The sequence below is a fragment of the Actinomycetota bacterium genome, assembly GCA_030019255.1.
Lineage (GTDB): Bacteria > Actinomycetota > Geothermincolia > Geothermincolales > RBG-13-55-18 > Solincola_A.
Genome location: JASEFK010000007.1, coordinates 108928 through 124499 on the forward strand (window position 1 = coordinate 108928; position 15572 = coordinate 124499).

The 15572-nt window shown below is 65.1% G+C and carries 12 protein-coding genes; 3 read left to right on the plus strand and 9 right to left on the minus strand.

Translation table 11 applies throughout. The features are described from left to right. Position 1 precedes the first annotated feature (1 nt). From QME84_07960 to QME84_07975, 4 genes are all read right to left on the minus strand, one after another. Positions 2-2491 carry a ComEC/Rec2 family competence protein gene (locus QME84_07960; protein ID MDI6874200.1) on the minus strand — a complete coding sequence of 830 codons (2490 nt, stop codon included), beginning with the start codon at positions 2489-2491 and terminating at the stop codon, positions 2-4. Between the two features lie 303 nt (positions 2492-2794). Further along, positions 2795-3397 carry a helix-hairpin-helix domain-containing protein gene (locus QME84_07965; protein MDI6874201.1) on the minus strand — a complete coding sequence of 201 codons (603 nt, stop codon included), beginning with the start codon at positions 3395-3397 and terminating at the stop codon, positions 2795-2797. Between the two features lie 43 nt (positions 3398-3440). Further along, a complete protein-coding gene (leuS, locus tag QME84_07970) occupies positions 3441-5918 on the minus strand; it encodes a leucine--tRNA ligase (GenBank protein MDI6874202.1) in 2478 nt (825 codons plus the stop codon). Between the two features lie 262 nt (positions 5919-6180). Then, positions 6181-7164, minus strand: coding sequence for a tRNA 4-thiouridine(8) synthase ThiI (locus QME84_07975; protein MDI6874203.1), 984 nt, complete (start codon positions 7162-7164; stop codon positions 6181-6183). A gap of 262 nt (positions 7165-7426) precedes the next feature. On the opposite strand from QME84_07975, the gene QME84_07980 reads away from it, so the two are divergent. Next, on the plus strand, positions 7427-7954 hold the full coding sequence (locus QME84_07980; GenBank protein MDI6874204.1) for a hypothetical protein: 528 nt from the start codon (positions 7427-7429) through the stop codon (positions 7952-7954). A 77-nt stretch (positions 7955-8031) separates the two neighbouring features. Here the strand turns inward: QME84_07980 and QME84_07985 are convergent, their stop codons facing one another. Beyond that, on the minus strand, positions 8032-8499 hold the full coding sequence (locus tag QME84_07985; GenBank protein ID MDI6874205.1) for a response regulator: 468 nt from the start codon (positions 8497-8499) through the stop codon (positions 8032-8034). A 639-nt stretch (positions 8500-9138) separates the two neighbouring features. Here QME84_07985 and QME84_07990 point away from each other — a divergent pair. Beyond that, complete coding sequence (locus QME84_07990; protein ID MDI6874206.1) at positions 9139-9996, plus strand: 5'-methylthioadenosine/S-adenosylhomocysteine nucleosidase; 858 nt, start codon at positions 9139-9141, stop codon at positions 9994-9996. Between the two features lie 6 nt (positions 9997-10002). On the opposite strand, the gene QME84_07995 is transcribed toward QME84_07990, so the two are convergent. Next, positions 10003-11130: a HAMP domain-containing sensor histidine kinase gene (locus QME84_07995; GenBank protein ID MDI6874207.1), complete on the minus strand. Its 1128-nt coding sequence runs from the start codon at positions 11128-11130 to the stop codon at positions 10003-10005. Between the two features lie 623 nt (positions 11131-11753). Here QME84_07995 and QME84_08000 point away from each other — a divergent pair. Next, a complete protein-coding gene (locus tag QME84_08000; protein ID MDI6874208.1) occupies positions 11754-12182 on the plus strand; it encodes a hypothetical protein in 429 nt (142 codons plus the stop codon). A gap of 127 nt (positions 12183-12309) precedes the next feature. On the opposite strand, the gene phaC is transcribed toward QME84_08000, so the two are convergent. From phaC to QME84_08015, 3 genes are read right to left on the minus strand one after another with little or no spacing between them, the layout of a single operon-like run. Continuing rightward, positions 12310-13533 carry a class III poly(R)-hydroxyalkanoic acid synthase subunit PhaC gene (gene phaC / locus QME84_08005; protein MDI6874209.1) on the minus strand — a complete coding sequence of 408 codons (1224 nt, stop codon included), beginning with the start codon at positions 13531-13533 and terminating at the stop codon, positions 12310-12312. Next, entirely contained in the window at positions 13530-14687 is a 1158-nt protein-coding gene (locus tag QME84_08010) for a poly(R)-hydroxyalkanoic acid synthase subunit PhaE (GenBank protein MDI6874210.1), read from the minus strand. Before QME84_08010 ends, phaC begins: the two co-directional genes overlap by 4 nt. A gap of 49 nt (positions 14688-14736) precedes the next feature. After that, entirely contained in the window at positions 14737-14997 is a 261-nt protein-coding gene (locus QME84_08015) for a hypothetical protein (protein ID MDI6874211.1), read from the minus strand. Positions 14998-15572 lie beyond the last annotated feature (575 nt).

Consider the following 15572-nt stretch of genomic DNA (forward strand, 5'->3'; position numbering starts at 1 on the left):
TTCAAGCCCCCTCCGATGACGGCATACATGAAGCTGCCCGGGTACGAACGTCCCATCCATCCTGGGTCCACCGGCTTGTGCGATGGCGGAAGGCCATAAGTTGGCCCCTCCCGCCCGGCGAACCGGGGCACCCTCCGGTCACGGTCGCCGGAACCGGGCTTCCGGCCGGGTGGGCGCCGCTCTCTTCCCGCCGCTCTCCCGGAAGCTCGGGGCCGCGACGGGACACCCCCTCCCGCGAGGTCTCCACCCGAAATCCCCCCTCCACCACACGGATTACTATATCACCGCCGAGGTCGGTCCGGTACACGGCGCATCCCTGCGCCCGCAGAGCGCGCAAGGTGCGCGGGGAGGGATGGCCATAAGAATTACCGGCCCCCACGCTGATGACCGCCAGCCGCGGGCGCAGGGCCAGGAGGAACTCCTCCCACCCCGCCGCATATCCGCCGTGATGGGGGACCTTCAGCAGGTCGCACGGGGGGAGGGGTTCCCGCAGGAGTCCATCCATGCCCTCCTCCTCCACGTCGCCCGGAAAAAGGAAACTCCTACCGCCCGCTTCCATCCTCAACACCAGCGACCGGTCATTGGCGGCGAGCTCGGGCCCGCAGGCGGGATCGGGACCCAGTGCCTCCAGCTTTACGTCGCCCACCTCGAACCGGTCTCCCCGCTTCATCTCCCGCACCGGAATACCCATCTCCGCGGCCAGGCTGAAGAAGCGATGTCCCTCCTTCCCCTGCAGCGGGGGATGGAGGACGAGGCCCACGGAGCAGGCCCTCAGGGCTCCCTCCAGCCCACCGGCATGGTCTTCCTCCGGGTGGCTCACGACGACGGCATCCAGGCGGCGGACGTCTCTCGCGCGGAGTTTTCCTTCCAGGACGAAGGGGTCCTTTCCCCCGTCCACCAGAAGGTTCACGCCCCCGGGGGCCTGGACAAGGCAGGCGTCCCCCTGACCCACGTCCAGAAAGGTAAGGTCGATTCCCCTCGCGCCCCCCAGTGCGGGGAGATTGAGCTGCAGGCCGCATGCCAGGAGGAGGGAGAGGAGGACGGCGAGGGAAAGCCCCGCCCACCTCCGAACCCTTCCCCTTCCCATAAGGGCAGCAAGAAGCAGGGGAAAATAGATCGTTATCCAGGCCAGGGAAAAGGGGTAGACGCGGACCAGGCTCCACCTGGCAGAGGAGAAGAACCCGGCTACCTTGAGTATCCAGCGGGCCAGCGGGGCGGCGGCGAGCAGGGGGAGGGAGGCTCCCGGAATCCCGAGGGCCGCCAGGCACAAGGAAAACATGGAAAACCCCATGAGCAGGGGAAGCACGGGAAGCACCAGGAGGTTGCTCACGGGGGCCAAAAGGGGCAGCTCCCCGAAGTGGTGCAGGAGGAAAGGGCCCACGGCGGCCTGGGCGGCCAGGGAGGTGACCACGAGGTCCAGGAACCGGGAGTTGCCAGCTCCTATAAGGACTCCAAGTGGACGGCGCAGAAGCACCACCCCCAGGGCTGCGGCTAGGGATAGCTGGAAACTGGGAGAAGCTGCCAGGTCGGCCTGGCGCACGAACAGGAGGATTACCGCCGCTCCGGCGGCGGAAAGGAAATCGAAGTCCCTTCCCAGGAGGAAGGCCGCCCCGGCCACCAGAAGCACCGCCGAGGCCCTCAGGACGGGCACGGAAAGCCCGGCCATCAGGGCATAAACGGCCAGAAGGGGTACTTGCAGGAATATCGTCGCCCGGCGGGAGAGGGTCAACTTCCTTCCCAGCCAGAGGAGTCCGACGGCCAGAATGCCCACGTGCAGCCCGGAGGCGGCGCAGAGGTGGATCAACCCCGAGCCGCGGAGGGCCACCAGGTCGCTCAGTTCCAGCCTCCGGTAATCCCCCAGCAGGATTCCGCCAAGGAGAGCTGCCTCCCGTTTTACCAGGACCCTCTCGGCCAGTCCCTCCCACCTCGTGCGCAGGAAGACGGCGCAGCGCAGCAGAGGATTGCCCGCGCCTCCCAGTCGCCGGACCTTTTCCGCCCGGAGGCTGCCCGCCACCTGGCCCCCGGAACGGGGGAAGATGTGGAGGTAGCCCTCAACCTCCAGCCGGTCCCCCCATTCCGGGGACTCGTTTTCCTCCCCCGTCCGCAGGAGGTACCGGTCCCCAGGCATGGCGAAGGGACAGTCTCTTGCCTTCTCCACCCGGAAGAGGAAAACCTCCCCCCCTGCACCGCCGGCGTTTCCCGGCTCCACCTTCCCTTCCAGGCGCGTCCATCCGGCCTCTCCCCTCCGGCCCTCCAGCCGCCGTTCGCCGTTCCAGGCGACGAAAAAGCCGGCATAGAATAGCAGCAGGGCCGGAAGCACCCAGGCCCATTCCTTCCTCCCTCTCCCGGCGGCCAGCAGCAGCATGGCCAGGGTTCCCGCCGAGAGCACCCATGGAAAGGTCTCCCTGGCGGCGCAGCCCAGCGCCCCGCCCAGCGCCAGGGCCAGGGCGAGGAGGAGGAGGCGGGAGCGGCAAAGGAGGTCTCTTCCCATTTCCAGGCATTACCAAGCCGATTCCCGGCCGGGGGCAACGGCACATGTGGAACAACCACGGAATACCACGTGCGACGCCCGGCGGCTAAGGAATTCCGCATGCCACCCACATTCGCGTGCCACGCACGGGCTTTCCTTGCGGGATTGCCGCCGCGGAAAATTCGTGCCCATGCCGCCGCCCCCTCTGCGGGTATACTCGCAACGAGCCGTCAAGAGCCGAGTTTCACGCTTCCGCCCCGCTCCCAGCGTCAGGCCGTCTTTGCCGCCGGGCGACCCCTGGTCCCGGGGCGCCTCGGTACGGCCTCAGATCTCCACCAGGTCCTTCAGCTCCTCGAACTTCTTGGGGCCTATGCCGGAGACCTTCCGGAGTTCCTCAACGCTGCGGAAACCCCCGTTCGCCTCCCGGTAATCCAGGATGCGCTGGGCCAGGGTGGGACCGATGCCGGGAAGGCGCTCCAGCTCCTCCTTCCCCGCCGTGTTTATGTTCACCCGGCCCCCCGCCTGTGACGCGGCCCCATCCTGGTCTCCGACGCTCTCCCCCTTCCGGGGCACGGTTATCTTCTGTCCGTCGCGCACCGGCTGGGCCAGGTTGAGGGAATCCAGGTCCGCGTCCGGGAGGGCTCCGCCGGCCTGCTCCACGGCGTCCATCACCCGCGCGCCGGGATCGAGGAGCACCACACCGGGGTGAACAACCGCTCCCGCCACGTGCACGGCCAGCCTGGTTTCCGCGGCTTCGGCCTCCTGCTCCTCCTGTGCCGGCAGGAAATTGCCTTCCGGACGGGGGGCGGGCCGCAGCAGGAAATAACCGCCCACCCCCGCGGCCAGGAGCAAGGCGACGACCATCGCCAGCTGCCGGTAGGACAGGCCGGAAGCCCAGTCGAGCAGGGAGGATAATTTCTCCAGCATCTCCGTGTTCCGGAGCTCGCCGCGTCTGCTCGCAGCGAGGTTCTCAGCGGGTCACGATGTTCACCAGCTTGCCGGGGACCACCACCACCCGGGCGATCTCCCTTCCTTCCAGGTTTTTCCTCACCCTGGGCGAGGAAAGCGCCACCCGTTCCATCTCCTCCCGGGTGATGTCGGCGTCCACCTCGATGCGGTCCCTGACCTTTCCGTCCACCTGGGCCACCAGGGTGATGCGCTCGGAGCGGGCCAGGCGGGGATCGTACTCCGGCCAGGGCTGCTGGTGCACGCTGAACTCACCTCCCACCTCCTCCCAGAGCTCTTCGGTTATGAAAGGGGCGAAGGGAGCCAGGAGGAGGATGAGGGTGCGGATGGCCTCGTGGCCCTCGAAGGTGTTGAAGGCGTCGGGGTATTCCTCGATCTCCCGGTAGAGCCCGTTGGTAAACTCCATGATGGCGGCGATGGCCGTGTTGAAGGCGAAACGCTCGATGTCCTCGGTGACCTTCTTGATGGTGCGGTGGGTGAGGTGGGACAGCCTCTTGAGCACCTCGGCATCCTCGGGCACTGGCTGGGTCTTGAAGGTGAGGATGTCCAGGTAGCGGTGGACCAGTCGCCACACGCGGTGCAGGAACCGGTGGGCTCCCTCTATGCCCGCGTCGTTCCACTCCTTGTCCGCCTCCGGGGGACCCAGGAAGAGGATGAACAGGCGCAGGGTGTCTGCGCCGTAGCTGTCGATGAAACTCTCCGGGGTGATCACGTTCCCCTTGGACTTGCTCATCTTGGCCCCTCCCATGACCACCATCCCTTGGCACAGGAGGTTGGTGAAGGGCTCGTCGAAGTCCACCATCCCCAGGTCCTTGAGGACCTTGGTGAAGAAGCGGGAATAGAGGAGATGCATGATGGCGTGCTCGATTCCCCCTATGTATTGGTCCACGGGGAGCCAGTAACGCACCGCCCGGGGATCGAAGGGCCGTTCCTTCTCGTGAGGGCTGGCGTAACGCAGGTAATACCAGGAGGAGTCCACGAAGGTGTCCATGGTGTCTGTCTCCCGCTCCGCCTCCCCGCCGCAGCGCGGGCAGGTGGTGCGACGGAACTCCTCCGACCTCTCCAGGGGAGAGGGCCCCTCGAATATGAACTCCACGTCCTCGGGCAGGAGCACGGGCAGGTCCTCCTCGGGCACGGGGACCATCCCGCACCGGGAACAGTAGATGATGGGGATAGGTACGCCCCAATATCGCTGACGGGAGATCAGCCAGTCACGCAGCCGGTAGTTAACGGTGCGCCTGCCCCACCCGTGCTCCTCCAGGTAATCCGGGACCCTGAGCGTTCGCCCCTCCTCGCTGTCCAGCCCCTCAAAGGGCCCCGAGTTCACCATGGTCCCGGGATCCACATAGGCCCCGGTCATCTCCTCCGGGCGCAGCTCGCCTCCCGGTGGCTGAATGACCACCCGGATGGGCAGGCCGAACTTGCGGGCGAACTCGAAGTCCCTCTGGTCGTGCGCGGGAACGGCCATCACCGCCCCCGTCCCGTACTCCATGAGCACGAAGTTGGCCGTCCAGATGGGCACCTCCTCCCCGTTGACCGGGTTCACGGCATGCGCCCCCAGGAAGACCCCGTCCTTCTCCGTTTCCAAGGAGGCGCGCTCGATGGCCGAGACCCCCTTGAGCCGCTCGCGGAAGGCCTCCACCTCCTTCCGGTAGGGAGTGCCCTCGGTGAGTTCGTCCACCAGGGGGTGTTCCGGGGCCAGGAGGAAGAAGGTCACCCCCCACAGGGTATCCGGCCGGGTGGTGAAGATGGGTATTTCCTGCCCCGTCTCCTTGACCCGGAAGATCACCTCGCATCCCTCGGAGCGCCCGATCCAGTTGCGCTGCATGGTGAGGACGCTCTCCGGCCACCCGGAGAGCTGGTCCATGTCCTTAAGCAGCCTCTCCGCGTAGGCGGTGATGCGCAGGAACCACTGGGAGAGAGCCTTCTGCTCCACCAGGGTGTCACAGCGCTCGCAGCGCCCTCCGACCACCTGCTCGTTGGCCAACACGGTGCGGCAGGAGGGGCACCAGTTGGCCCAGGCCAGGGCCTTGTAGGCCAGGCCACGCTCGTAGAACTTGAGGAAGAACCACTGGGTCCAGCGGTAGTACTCGGGATCGCAGGTGGCCAGCTCGCGGCTCCAGTCGTAGGAATATCCCAGGCGCTGTAGGCCCTCCTTGAGAAGGGCGATGTTGTCCCAGGTGTACTTGGAGGGATGGACCCCGGAGCGGATGGCCGCGTTCTCCGCCGGCAGCCCGAAGCCGTCCCACCCCATGGGATGGAGTACGTTCATCCCCCGGCGGCGCAGGTAACGCGCCAGCACGTCACCCAGGTTGTAATTGGCCACGTGCCCCATGTGGGCGGGGCCGGAGGGATAGGGGAACATGACCAGGACATACTTCTTGGGGCGTTTCTCGTCCTCATCGCACCGGTAAAGATCAGCTTCCTCCCAGCGCCGCCTCCACTTCTCCTCCAGGCGCGCGAAATCGTACTTCTCCTCCATGTTCACCTCTTGGAAACGGTTTCCAATAGACTCTTACTTCCTTTCCTGCCCTCTCCGCGTCGTTCAATGATACGTTAAAGTATGCCTTCCCGGCAGTGCAACCCGCCGCGGCAACCGGGCCGCCCGCCAATCATCCGGACGCCCCCGCTGCCACTCGACCCATTCACCGGCCTCTTTCCGTCATTTTTACTAATTCATATAACATGTACATAATATATAATATAGGCCGCGGCTGACAAGACCCGTGGCCGGGAAATCAGCCTCAAGGCTGCGGCGGGAACTCCTCCCCCGCCTCGCCCTCCCGGCTGCACGGCACCATCTCCTCCCGGGAAAGAGGCCTTTTCCGCTTACCATATATTCCCAGAAGGCGCGCCGCCTCCTCAAGAGCCTCCTCCCCGGGCGCACCGCCACGGGGAAAGCGCCGCAGCAGTGCGGTGGGTCCCGGCTGGTCCCTCTCCCGCAGGAGGAGGTCGGAGGGAAGGGCGGCCTCCCTGAGTCTCAGGTTCTCCTCGTGCCTCCTCCCCAGGACGATGAGGGTGTCCCCCACCCAGAATTGGCGTCCCAGCTTGACCAGCTCCGCGTCGTGGCGGTCGAACCCGGGAACCCGGGCCATAAGTTCCCGGAGGCGGGAGGTGAAACCGGGGTCGGTGAGCAGACAGCCCCCGGCCGGGCTCTCGTAGTCCACGATCCCCCACTCCTTGGCCAGCTCCATCTGTCGGCGGCGGGAGCGCCCGCTTATGTCCAGGAGGTCCTCGCGCCTCACCCACCCCTCCCTCTCTGGGCGGGTCTCCGGCAGGAGGCGTGCGGACAGAGGGCGCAGAAGGAGGTCGCCTGCCCCCGAGTGACGGGCCACCAGCTCAAGGGCCTGCCGGTTCTGGGATTTGGGCCGCTCCCCCAGCACCTCCCCCGTGGCGATGAACCAGCCGCCGAGCTCCTCCAGCCTCTCCAGCGCCCTGCCCACCATGAGGGCGTGGCAGTCGATGCATGGATTGAGGTTCTTTCCGTATCCGAAACGCGGGTTCTTGACTATCTCCAGGTGGGGCTCGGTGATATCCTCCACATGGAAGGGGATACCCAGGTGGCGGGCGGCCTTCTCCGCCTTGGCGCTCCCGAAAAAGGGGCTTCGAAAGGCCAGGCCTACCACCTCCACCCCGCATCGGCGCAGGAGCTCCGCGGCCAGCATGGAATCCAGGCCCCCGGAAAGCAGTACTACCGCACGGGGATTCGCTCCGCTTCGTTTCTCCACTTCGGCCTTCCCTCCTATCCACCATTACCGATACTTCGGGCACGCGGTCCTCCTTGCTTCCCGATCCCGCGCGGGAACCCGGCGACGACGGCATAATCCTCGCCGGAACCTTTCTCCGGCAGCGATCCTGCGGCCGGCATCCCGAGGCGCGTATCTTCCGGAGAGGACGCACCGATGCCGTCGTCTGGATCCTACATCACCATCCCGCGTTCCGCGATGCTATCATTATCCCATGGAGGACATTCCACGGCTTGCGGATCGCGTGAACTACGCGGACCTCTATTCCCGGGCCCTCCTCCGGGTAGGAAAGGGGTTGAGCGTTCCGGAGGCCGTTTCCTCCTGTGCCCGGGAGGAATACCCACACGCCTACCGGGATGTCCTGGACACGGCCATGGATATCCTCGAGCGCCTCAAGGAAAGGCGGGGCTGGGGCTCGCTGCGGGCCCTCCGGGAGCTGGCGGGAAACCCGCGGGCGGTGGAGGAGATACGCGAGCGGCCAAGGAACGCCTCGCCGGGAGGAAGTGTCAGGGGCTCCGGCACGGAGGTCTTCGCCGACTTCCCGCGCATATTCTCCCTGGCTCAGCGCAAGCGGAAGGCTGGCTTTTCCCTTGAGGACTGCGTGGACATGGCGGTACGGGAGCTCTACCCCCACACCTTCAGGCGCACCCGGGAGGCGGCCCTCCTATACCTGCGCAGGGCGGCCCACCGCCTGAACACCCACGAGCTGCGGGCCCTGCGGGAGCTGGCGGAGGACCCGGGCCTCTTCCGCACCCTCTTCGGAGAGGACTGAGGGGTCAGGTCTTGAATTTTGCAATCGTGGGCGCTGTGTAAATCCCAAGAAATGCGACATGCCCTGGTATGCAAAATTCAAGACCTGACCCCTTTCTCTTTCTCCCGGTCTATTCTGCTCAGGAGGTCGAGCAGGTATTCCACGTGCCGGGCCCTTTCCTCCAGCCTCTCCTCGTAGGAACGGGACAGGACCTCCCGGATTATCTCCACCAGCCGGTGGGGGTCGAAGGGCTTGGTCACGTATTCGTCTGCCCCCCGCCTCCACCCCTCGAACATGTCCCGGTCCTCGGTGCAGGCGGTGAGCATGATCACCGGTAGTTTCTCCGTGCGCGGGTCCCCCCTCAGGCGGGCCAGGACCTCGAAGCCGTCCATCTTCGGCATCATGATGTCCAAGAGCACCAGGTCCGGACTCTCCTCCTTTACCATGCGTATGGCTTCCTCTCCGGAAAGCGCCTTCAGGGGCTGGAAACCCTCGAACTCGAGCACCGTGGAGAGAAGGTTGGCCATGGTGGCGTCGTCGTCCACGATGAGTATCTTCTCCGCCATGCTCTCCCTCCTTCACCCTCAGCTCCACCCGCGAACGTTTCCCCACGCGAAAAGGTCCGGAAACGGAAAGTGACGCCCGCGAATGCCGTGTCAATTATGGTAATTAATCGGTCGCGCAATGGCTTTCCTTAATGCCTAATCATGTCTCACCCGAGGCCTGCGCGGCCGCCGTCAGTCTTTTCCTTATTCCACCATCTCATCCCCTCCCCTCACCGGGCACGAAGACCGATTTCTTGATCCTTGACATTCTCCGTCCTCCCTACTTCGGAGACCGGACGCGGTACCACGGTTGCCGTACCGGGTAACGGAGGGAATGCTCCACTCCTTCCCCGGGCCTCACCGGTTTCACAAGTTCGGCAGGGCGGTCCCCCGAAACCTCTCGACCCCTAAAGCGCCACCGGAAATTCGCGGCATCAAGGCCATCTCCTCGACCCTCGGCGCCGAGAGGAGGGACGGGAATCAACCCATAAAGGAAGTCCCTGCCGGGATTAACCTCGCACCTCTTCCCGTGTTAACCTTATCTGGGCAACCGCTGCCGGCAGCGCCATTATCAGAGGGAATCGCAAGTCCATGAAAATGCAGGGATCACCTGGCGGGGTGCCTGCCTCCGGCGGTTCCCCATAAGCACGGGAGGGCGGATTGCGGGAAAACCTCCATCAGGAACCGGAAGCCGTCCCGGGGTCGATCGCCTTCATCGCCGCCACCCCCGACGAATCCTCCTGCCTCTTGCCCCTCCTGCGGGATCCCACCTCGCTCCCCGCCCCACGGGGAATGGAGCTTCGGCGGGGCAGCCTGGGATCCTCCCACGTCCTTGTCCTCACCTGCGGCGTGGGGAAGGTGCCCGCGGCGGCAGGCTCCATGTATCTTCTGGAGCGTCACCGGGCCCGCGTCCTGGTGCTCATAGGCACCGCGGGCTCCCTGGATCCCCGCCTCCGCCTCGGCGACCTGGTGGTTGCGGACGAGGTGCTCCCCGCGGACGTGGGGGTAATCCACTCCGGGGGCTTCGGCCACACGGGTCCGGGACTATGCGAAGGGGGCAAGGTGCTCTTTTATCCCTCCTTCCCGGCAGGGGGCGAACTGGCAGAGATGGCGGGAAGGTCCGCCGCCCGGACGGCCTTGACCTGCCACCGGGGCAGGATCATCACCTGCGACCAGGTGGTCCTGGACCCCGAACTGCGCGCCCACCTCGGATCGACCTTCCGGGCCCTGGCGGTGGAGATGGAGGGTTCCGCCGTGGTCCAGGTGGCCGCTGGGGCCGGGGTGCCCGCGGCCGTCATCAAGGCGGTCAGCGACGAGATGGAGCACGATTTCGTGGGCCTGGAGGACCTCCTGCCCTATTCCGGCCAGTCCCGACCCGACCTGTGGTCCAAGCGCTTCCGGATGATGGCCGCCGACGGCTCCCTCCTCGCCCGGGCGCGGGATATGCGCCGGGGCATGCGCCGGGCGTTGGCCAGCCTTCGCCGCTTTCTAGAAGCCTTCCTCCCCGCGCTCTCCTGATCCCTCTCAACCATCCACGGTGGGGACCGCACCTCTCCCCATTTCGCCGACGGCGGGAACGGTGAAGAAGAAAGCGGAGCCGCTCCCGGGCTCCGATTCCACCCATATCCTCCCGCCCCAGCTCTCCACCGCCTTCTTCACGATGGACAACCCCAACCCCAAGCCGGGTTCCTCGCAGGAAAGCAGGCGCCGGAAGGGCTGAAATATCTCCTCCGCCTTCCCCGGCTCTATTCCCGTGCCGTTATCCCTCAGGTACAGGCAGATCATCCTCCCTTCGGGCCTCCAGCCGAGTCTGACCCTCAGGGGCGCGTCCGGTCTCCGGTACTTGAGCGCGTTGTCCAGCAGGTTGGAGAAGACCTGCTGGAGGCGTACGGGATCGGCCCTTACCGGAGGGGTGCCCTCGTCGACCTCCACCCAAGCCTGGAGGTTCTCCAGGTCCAGGGCCCTCTCCATGGCCACCTCCCGGAACACCTCCCCCGGGTCCACCACCTCGAGAGACGCGGGCCCGGCGCTCGCCCTGGCATAGGCAAGAAGGGAGCTGATGAGCCGGCCCATGCGTTCCGCGGCCTTTTCCATCCTCTCCAGGTACTCTTTCTCCTCCTCCCCCAGCCTATCCCCGGCCCTCTCCTTCAGAAGCTCCAGGAATCCGGTGATCACCACCAGGGGGGCATTCAGGTCGTGGGAGACGGTCTGGGCGTAGGCCTCCAGTTCGCGGTTTTTCTCCCTGAGCTCGGCGGTTCTCTCCTCTACCACCCTCTCCAGCTCCCGGTAATGGTTCTCCAGTTCCCCGTGCAGTTGTCCCTGTCTCCGGCTCAGGTAGGCCACCACGCATCCCACCATGATTAAGGATAAGCCGCGGACCACTTCCACCCACATGGAGACCTGCAATCCGCTCGCGGCATGGGAGAGCAGCAGAAGGGCGAAAAGGGAAGCGGCTACGCTCAACCCCTTCCAGTCCCACCACAGGGCGGCCAGGACCACGGGAAGGTAGAAGAAGTGGCTGAAGACCACGTCCTTTTTCAGCCCAAGGTGAAAGACCAGCACCAGGGCCAGGGAGGCCGCTAAAAGGACCGCCAGGATTGAAAAACGCGACCATCTCCCCGGACGCCGCTTCCCGTTACCCTTTGTGGACATCCTCATCCCCCTATCCCTTTGAAGGCGCCGCTCCTTTTCCTTTTCAAGGGAGCGGGAAGCATGGCGCTTCTCACCGCGCCTTCCCACGCCGCCCGCGCCCTTCCCGGTCGCACAAGGGAAACCTGCCTTCCGCTGCAGATAAGTTCGCGGCCTTTACGGGTGCCACTCCGGACGGCGGAGCTCCTCCCGAATGCTGAAGCCCATCCCGTGCACGACGGCAGGCGCCGGCCACGCAAGGGTTCATCTCCCGGAAAACCACGCCCTCGGCCTCGGAACCGGCATCCCGTCGGGACCCTTTTCCCGAAGGGGGGAGCGATTCGACCAGAATGTGCATCTCCGCAATCCAGGCCCGGCGACCGCCGGCACGATACGCGATTATTATAATCCCAGAGGTTAAGATCCCGAGGCCTTCCACCACCCCATCCGTAAATCGGCGCCCGAGCGAGCCCGCAGCCCATTCCCCACGGCCAACGGAGGTATTTCTCCTTGGGTTCATTACCTGCCTGAAACCGTACCACACGCGCCATTCTTTGCTACCGCCCGTCACGCCGCTTTCACGAGCAGCGGGGGTCGGAAAAGTTCACGTCTGCTATAATAAACCCATGTCCGGGGAAGCATCTGGCGTGCGGGGTGGCGAAGCCCTGAAGAGGCGGCTGCTGGCCGGGCTGCTGGGTTTCACGGGGGCGGCCACCGCCGCATTCTGGATACTCTTCTTCACCGGGAAGATTCAGGCCACCGAGACGGAGCAGGACGAAGCCTTCGAGCGCGCTTTCCCCCTGGCCGATTCCTGGATGAGCACCGCCTGCATGCTAGCCGCCTGGCATCTCTGGAAGGGCGAACCGGAGGGCGGATTCTTCGGGGTGGCAGCGGGGAGTTCCCTCCTCTTCCTCTCCCTCATGGACATCCTCTACTCCCTGGAGAACCGCAAGTACTGGCCCCTGGACCGGGACCGCTTCACGATGCTCCTCATCCACCTGTGGACGCTGGGGCTGGGGTCGGCCACGCTTTCCTATTTTTGGAAAAAGACCGTACCGGCGGCCCCCGGGTCCTGAAGGCCAGCGTGGCTCACGCCGCAAGGACGAAACCTGCCGTCATCCAGGTATCGGGTCCCGGAATCACCCCCCACCCTCCAGGGCGGTCTTCCATCCGGCCGGTGAACGCGGTCCGCCACCGGATTCCTCAGGTCCCGGAAGGCTTCCCGGGAGCCCTTGTCGCCTTGCTCCCGGGCCTGCCGGCGGTGGAAGCGGAGGCCTCCCCGCCGGATGCCCCCGCCGGCCTCGCGGAGGCCGCTTTCCCCGAGCTTCCCCTTACCCTGCCGCCCTTTTTCGCGCCGGGACAGCGTTCCACCAACCACCCGGAGACCATGGGGGCCAACTCCTTCTGGGATCGGGAGCTCACGTAGATCCCGATATGCCCCCCGGGGAAACCGTACAGCGTCTTGTCCTCGCTTCCCACCAGGTCGTTGAGGGGGATGGAGGAGGCGGGGGGCACCAGGTGGTCCTCGGTGGCGTAGATGTTGAGGAGGGGCATGGTTATCCTCCCCAAGTCCACCCGCCGGCCCCCTATCTCCAGCTCCCCCTTGACAAGCTTGTTCTGCTGGTAGAGCTCCTTGATGAACTTTCGGTAGGCTTCCCCCGCCTGGGCCGGGCTGTCGAATATCCATTTCTCCATGCGCACGAAGTTGGCCACCGTGGCCGGATCGTCCAGGTTGTCCATGAGGCCCACGTACTTGTCCACCATGAGCTGGAAGGGCTTGAGCATGAGGAAACCCACGTTCATGAACTCGCCGGGGATGATGCCCATGGTATCCACCATCTTGTCCACGTCCATGTGCCGGCTCCAGACGTTGAGCAGGCCGTCGGTGACGTGGAAGTCGATAGGGGTGACCATGGTGACCAGGTTGCGTATCTTCTCCGGGTACAGGGCGGCGTAGATCACGGAGAAGGTCCCTCCCTGGCAGACCCCCAGGAGGTTGATGCGCTCCTCCCCCGACCGCTCCCGCACCAGGTCCACGCAGTCGTTGAGATACACATCTATGTAGTCCTCCAGGGTGAGGTAGCGGTCACCGTGGTCGGGATAACCCCAGTCGATGATGTAGATGTCCAGGCCCTCCCCCAGGAGGTTGCGGATGAGGCTGCGGTCGGACTGGAGGTCCATCATGTACTGGCGGTTGACCAGGGCGTAACAGATGAGCACGGGCACCGGGCAGCGCGGCTCCCCCGGCGAGAGGTAGTGGAACAGCCGCATCTTGTCCTCCTCGAAGACCAGCTCCTTGGGAGTGGGTTCCACGTCCACGTCGGGGATGCTTAAAAGTATCTCGGCCCCCTTGACCACCTTGCGGTTGATATCCTCCAGCTCCCGGAGGAAGAACTTGGGGTCCAGGAACTCGCGGAACATGCTCATCCCTCCCCTCCCGAACCGGTCGGCGCACCCCTCATCTCCCGCAGCTCCTTCTTCAGGGACCTTACCTCCCGTTTCAGGCGGTCCAGGGTCCGGTAGAGGTGGTCCATCTCGGAGCGGTTGGGGAAGGGCAATTCCTTGGATATCTCCTCCACGTAAGCCTGGAAGGCGGAGCGGAATTCCATCCCCTTGTCCACCAGCTGCCCCAGGAGGCGGGAGAATTCCTCGGTACGGAAGAGGTCCACGTAGATGTCCTCGTTGGTCTGCCACCACAGGCGGTAAAAGTCCCGGAAGGACATGAGCCCGTCACCGCCTTCCTCCCGCATGGAGGCCATCCGTTCCCGCAGCCTCTCGAAACCCTTGATCCCGGCGCCCTGGAGGGCGGCGTAGAACTCGGCCAGCGCGATGCCGAACTCGTTGAGGGAATCCATTGTCTTGGCATATTTTTCCATAGACTCCCGGTAGTACCCCATGGCCGGCATGCGCAGCAGCCGCCCGTAGCTCTCCTCGTAGGCCTTCCTCCATTCCTCGTAGACCTTGAGCGCCGTCTCCGGGGTGGGACGCTCAAGGCTGAAGCCCCGCCGGGACATGGAGCGGGCGAATTCCGCCCAGGGGGCCCAGAACTGGGCCGTGAGTCCTCCGGCCAGGAGGGGTATCTCCCCGGAATAGAGCTCCGCCACCCACTGCAAAGGCTCGGGAAGGGCGGGGGTGAAGACCTTGTCCACCAGCTCCCGGTACTTTTCGGCCCACCTGTCCAGCAAGGCGTGCAGTGCCTCCAGGTCGAATTCCCCCTTCTCCCCCACGGCGCGGCGGTAATCCTCCGCCATCTCCATCCACAGGGAATACAGCTCGCCGTATATCTCGGCGGAATGGAAGGTCCGAAGGAAGGTCTCCGGCCCCACCCCGGTTACGGGGATCCCGAAACGGGACATGAGATCGCGGTTATATTCCATCCATTCCTGGAAAAGGGACACGGCCCCGCCGGCGCCCGCCTCCCTCTCCCCCTCCCCGCCTGAAGGAGTCCTCCAGCCGGGGAAGGCACCGGAAAGGGTGTTTCCCCAGGCCTCCAGCCACAACCGGAAGGCCTCCGCCTGGAGTTCCTGCCACCTCCTCCAGGTCTCCATCCACTCCAACCGGCTCCCGCCGTTCTCCGCCATATCGCCCTCCTTGATCCAACCGGGCCGCCCGCGACAGCGGGGGACGATTTCAATCCTGCCCCAGGAGCTCCTCCATGCGGCGCAACCCGTCCTCCAGGTTGCGCAGGAGTTCCTCCCTTCCCTTGCGCAGGTTCTCCAGCCACTCGGCGAGCATCTTCTCGCCCTCCTTCTGCACCTCCCCGGCTTGCTCCAGGAAGGTCCTCCACATCTTCTCCATCTGCTCCTGAAAGGAGGCCAGGGTGTCGAAGGTCATGCGCAAGAAGTGCCGCATACCCTCCAGGGTCATCCTCTGTACCGCCTTGGGATCCATAGTCCCCTCCTTTCCCTCTCGATTTCCGGCGGGGGAAACACCCCCGGCCGACCTCCTATCCCGCACCACCTCGGCAGTCTAACAACTCCTCGGCCCCGTCCTATCCGACCCGCCGTGGGAGGGTCGCAGCCCTCCCCGCCCGCTTACGCCGACTCCGCCGGGCCGTTCGGTACAACCTTCGCTGCCCTCGCGATCACCTTTATGGTTCCTCCTTAACCGGTAGGTTAAACTTGGACGGAAAAGGAAGCCTCCCTGGCCGAGCCGACCCCCAGGTTAGGGATTCCACGTGTACTCCCGCCGAATCAAGGTATTCATGCCCGTTCTCACCGCATTTGATGCCGGCCGGCACGGGAGCGGCTTTCGTCCGCTTTCATCGATCATTCGGCCCGGCCTTAGCCCAGCTGCCGGCGCGGGAGCGTTATTCATTCCCTTTCATCGATCATTACCTTAATGGGATGGGGATTCTTCGCTGCACGCCGACGGCGCAGGGGCGGTGTTGGCCCTCTCCCATTGGTCATTCCGGAGCCGGAAGAAGGGGCCGTGGCAGGGGAGCATTCGATGGCATACTTTCGGAC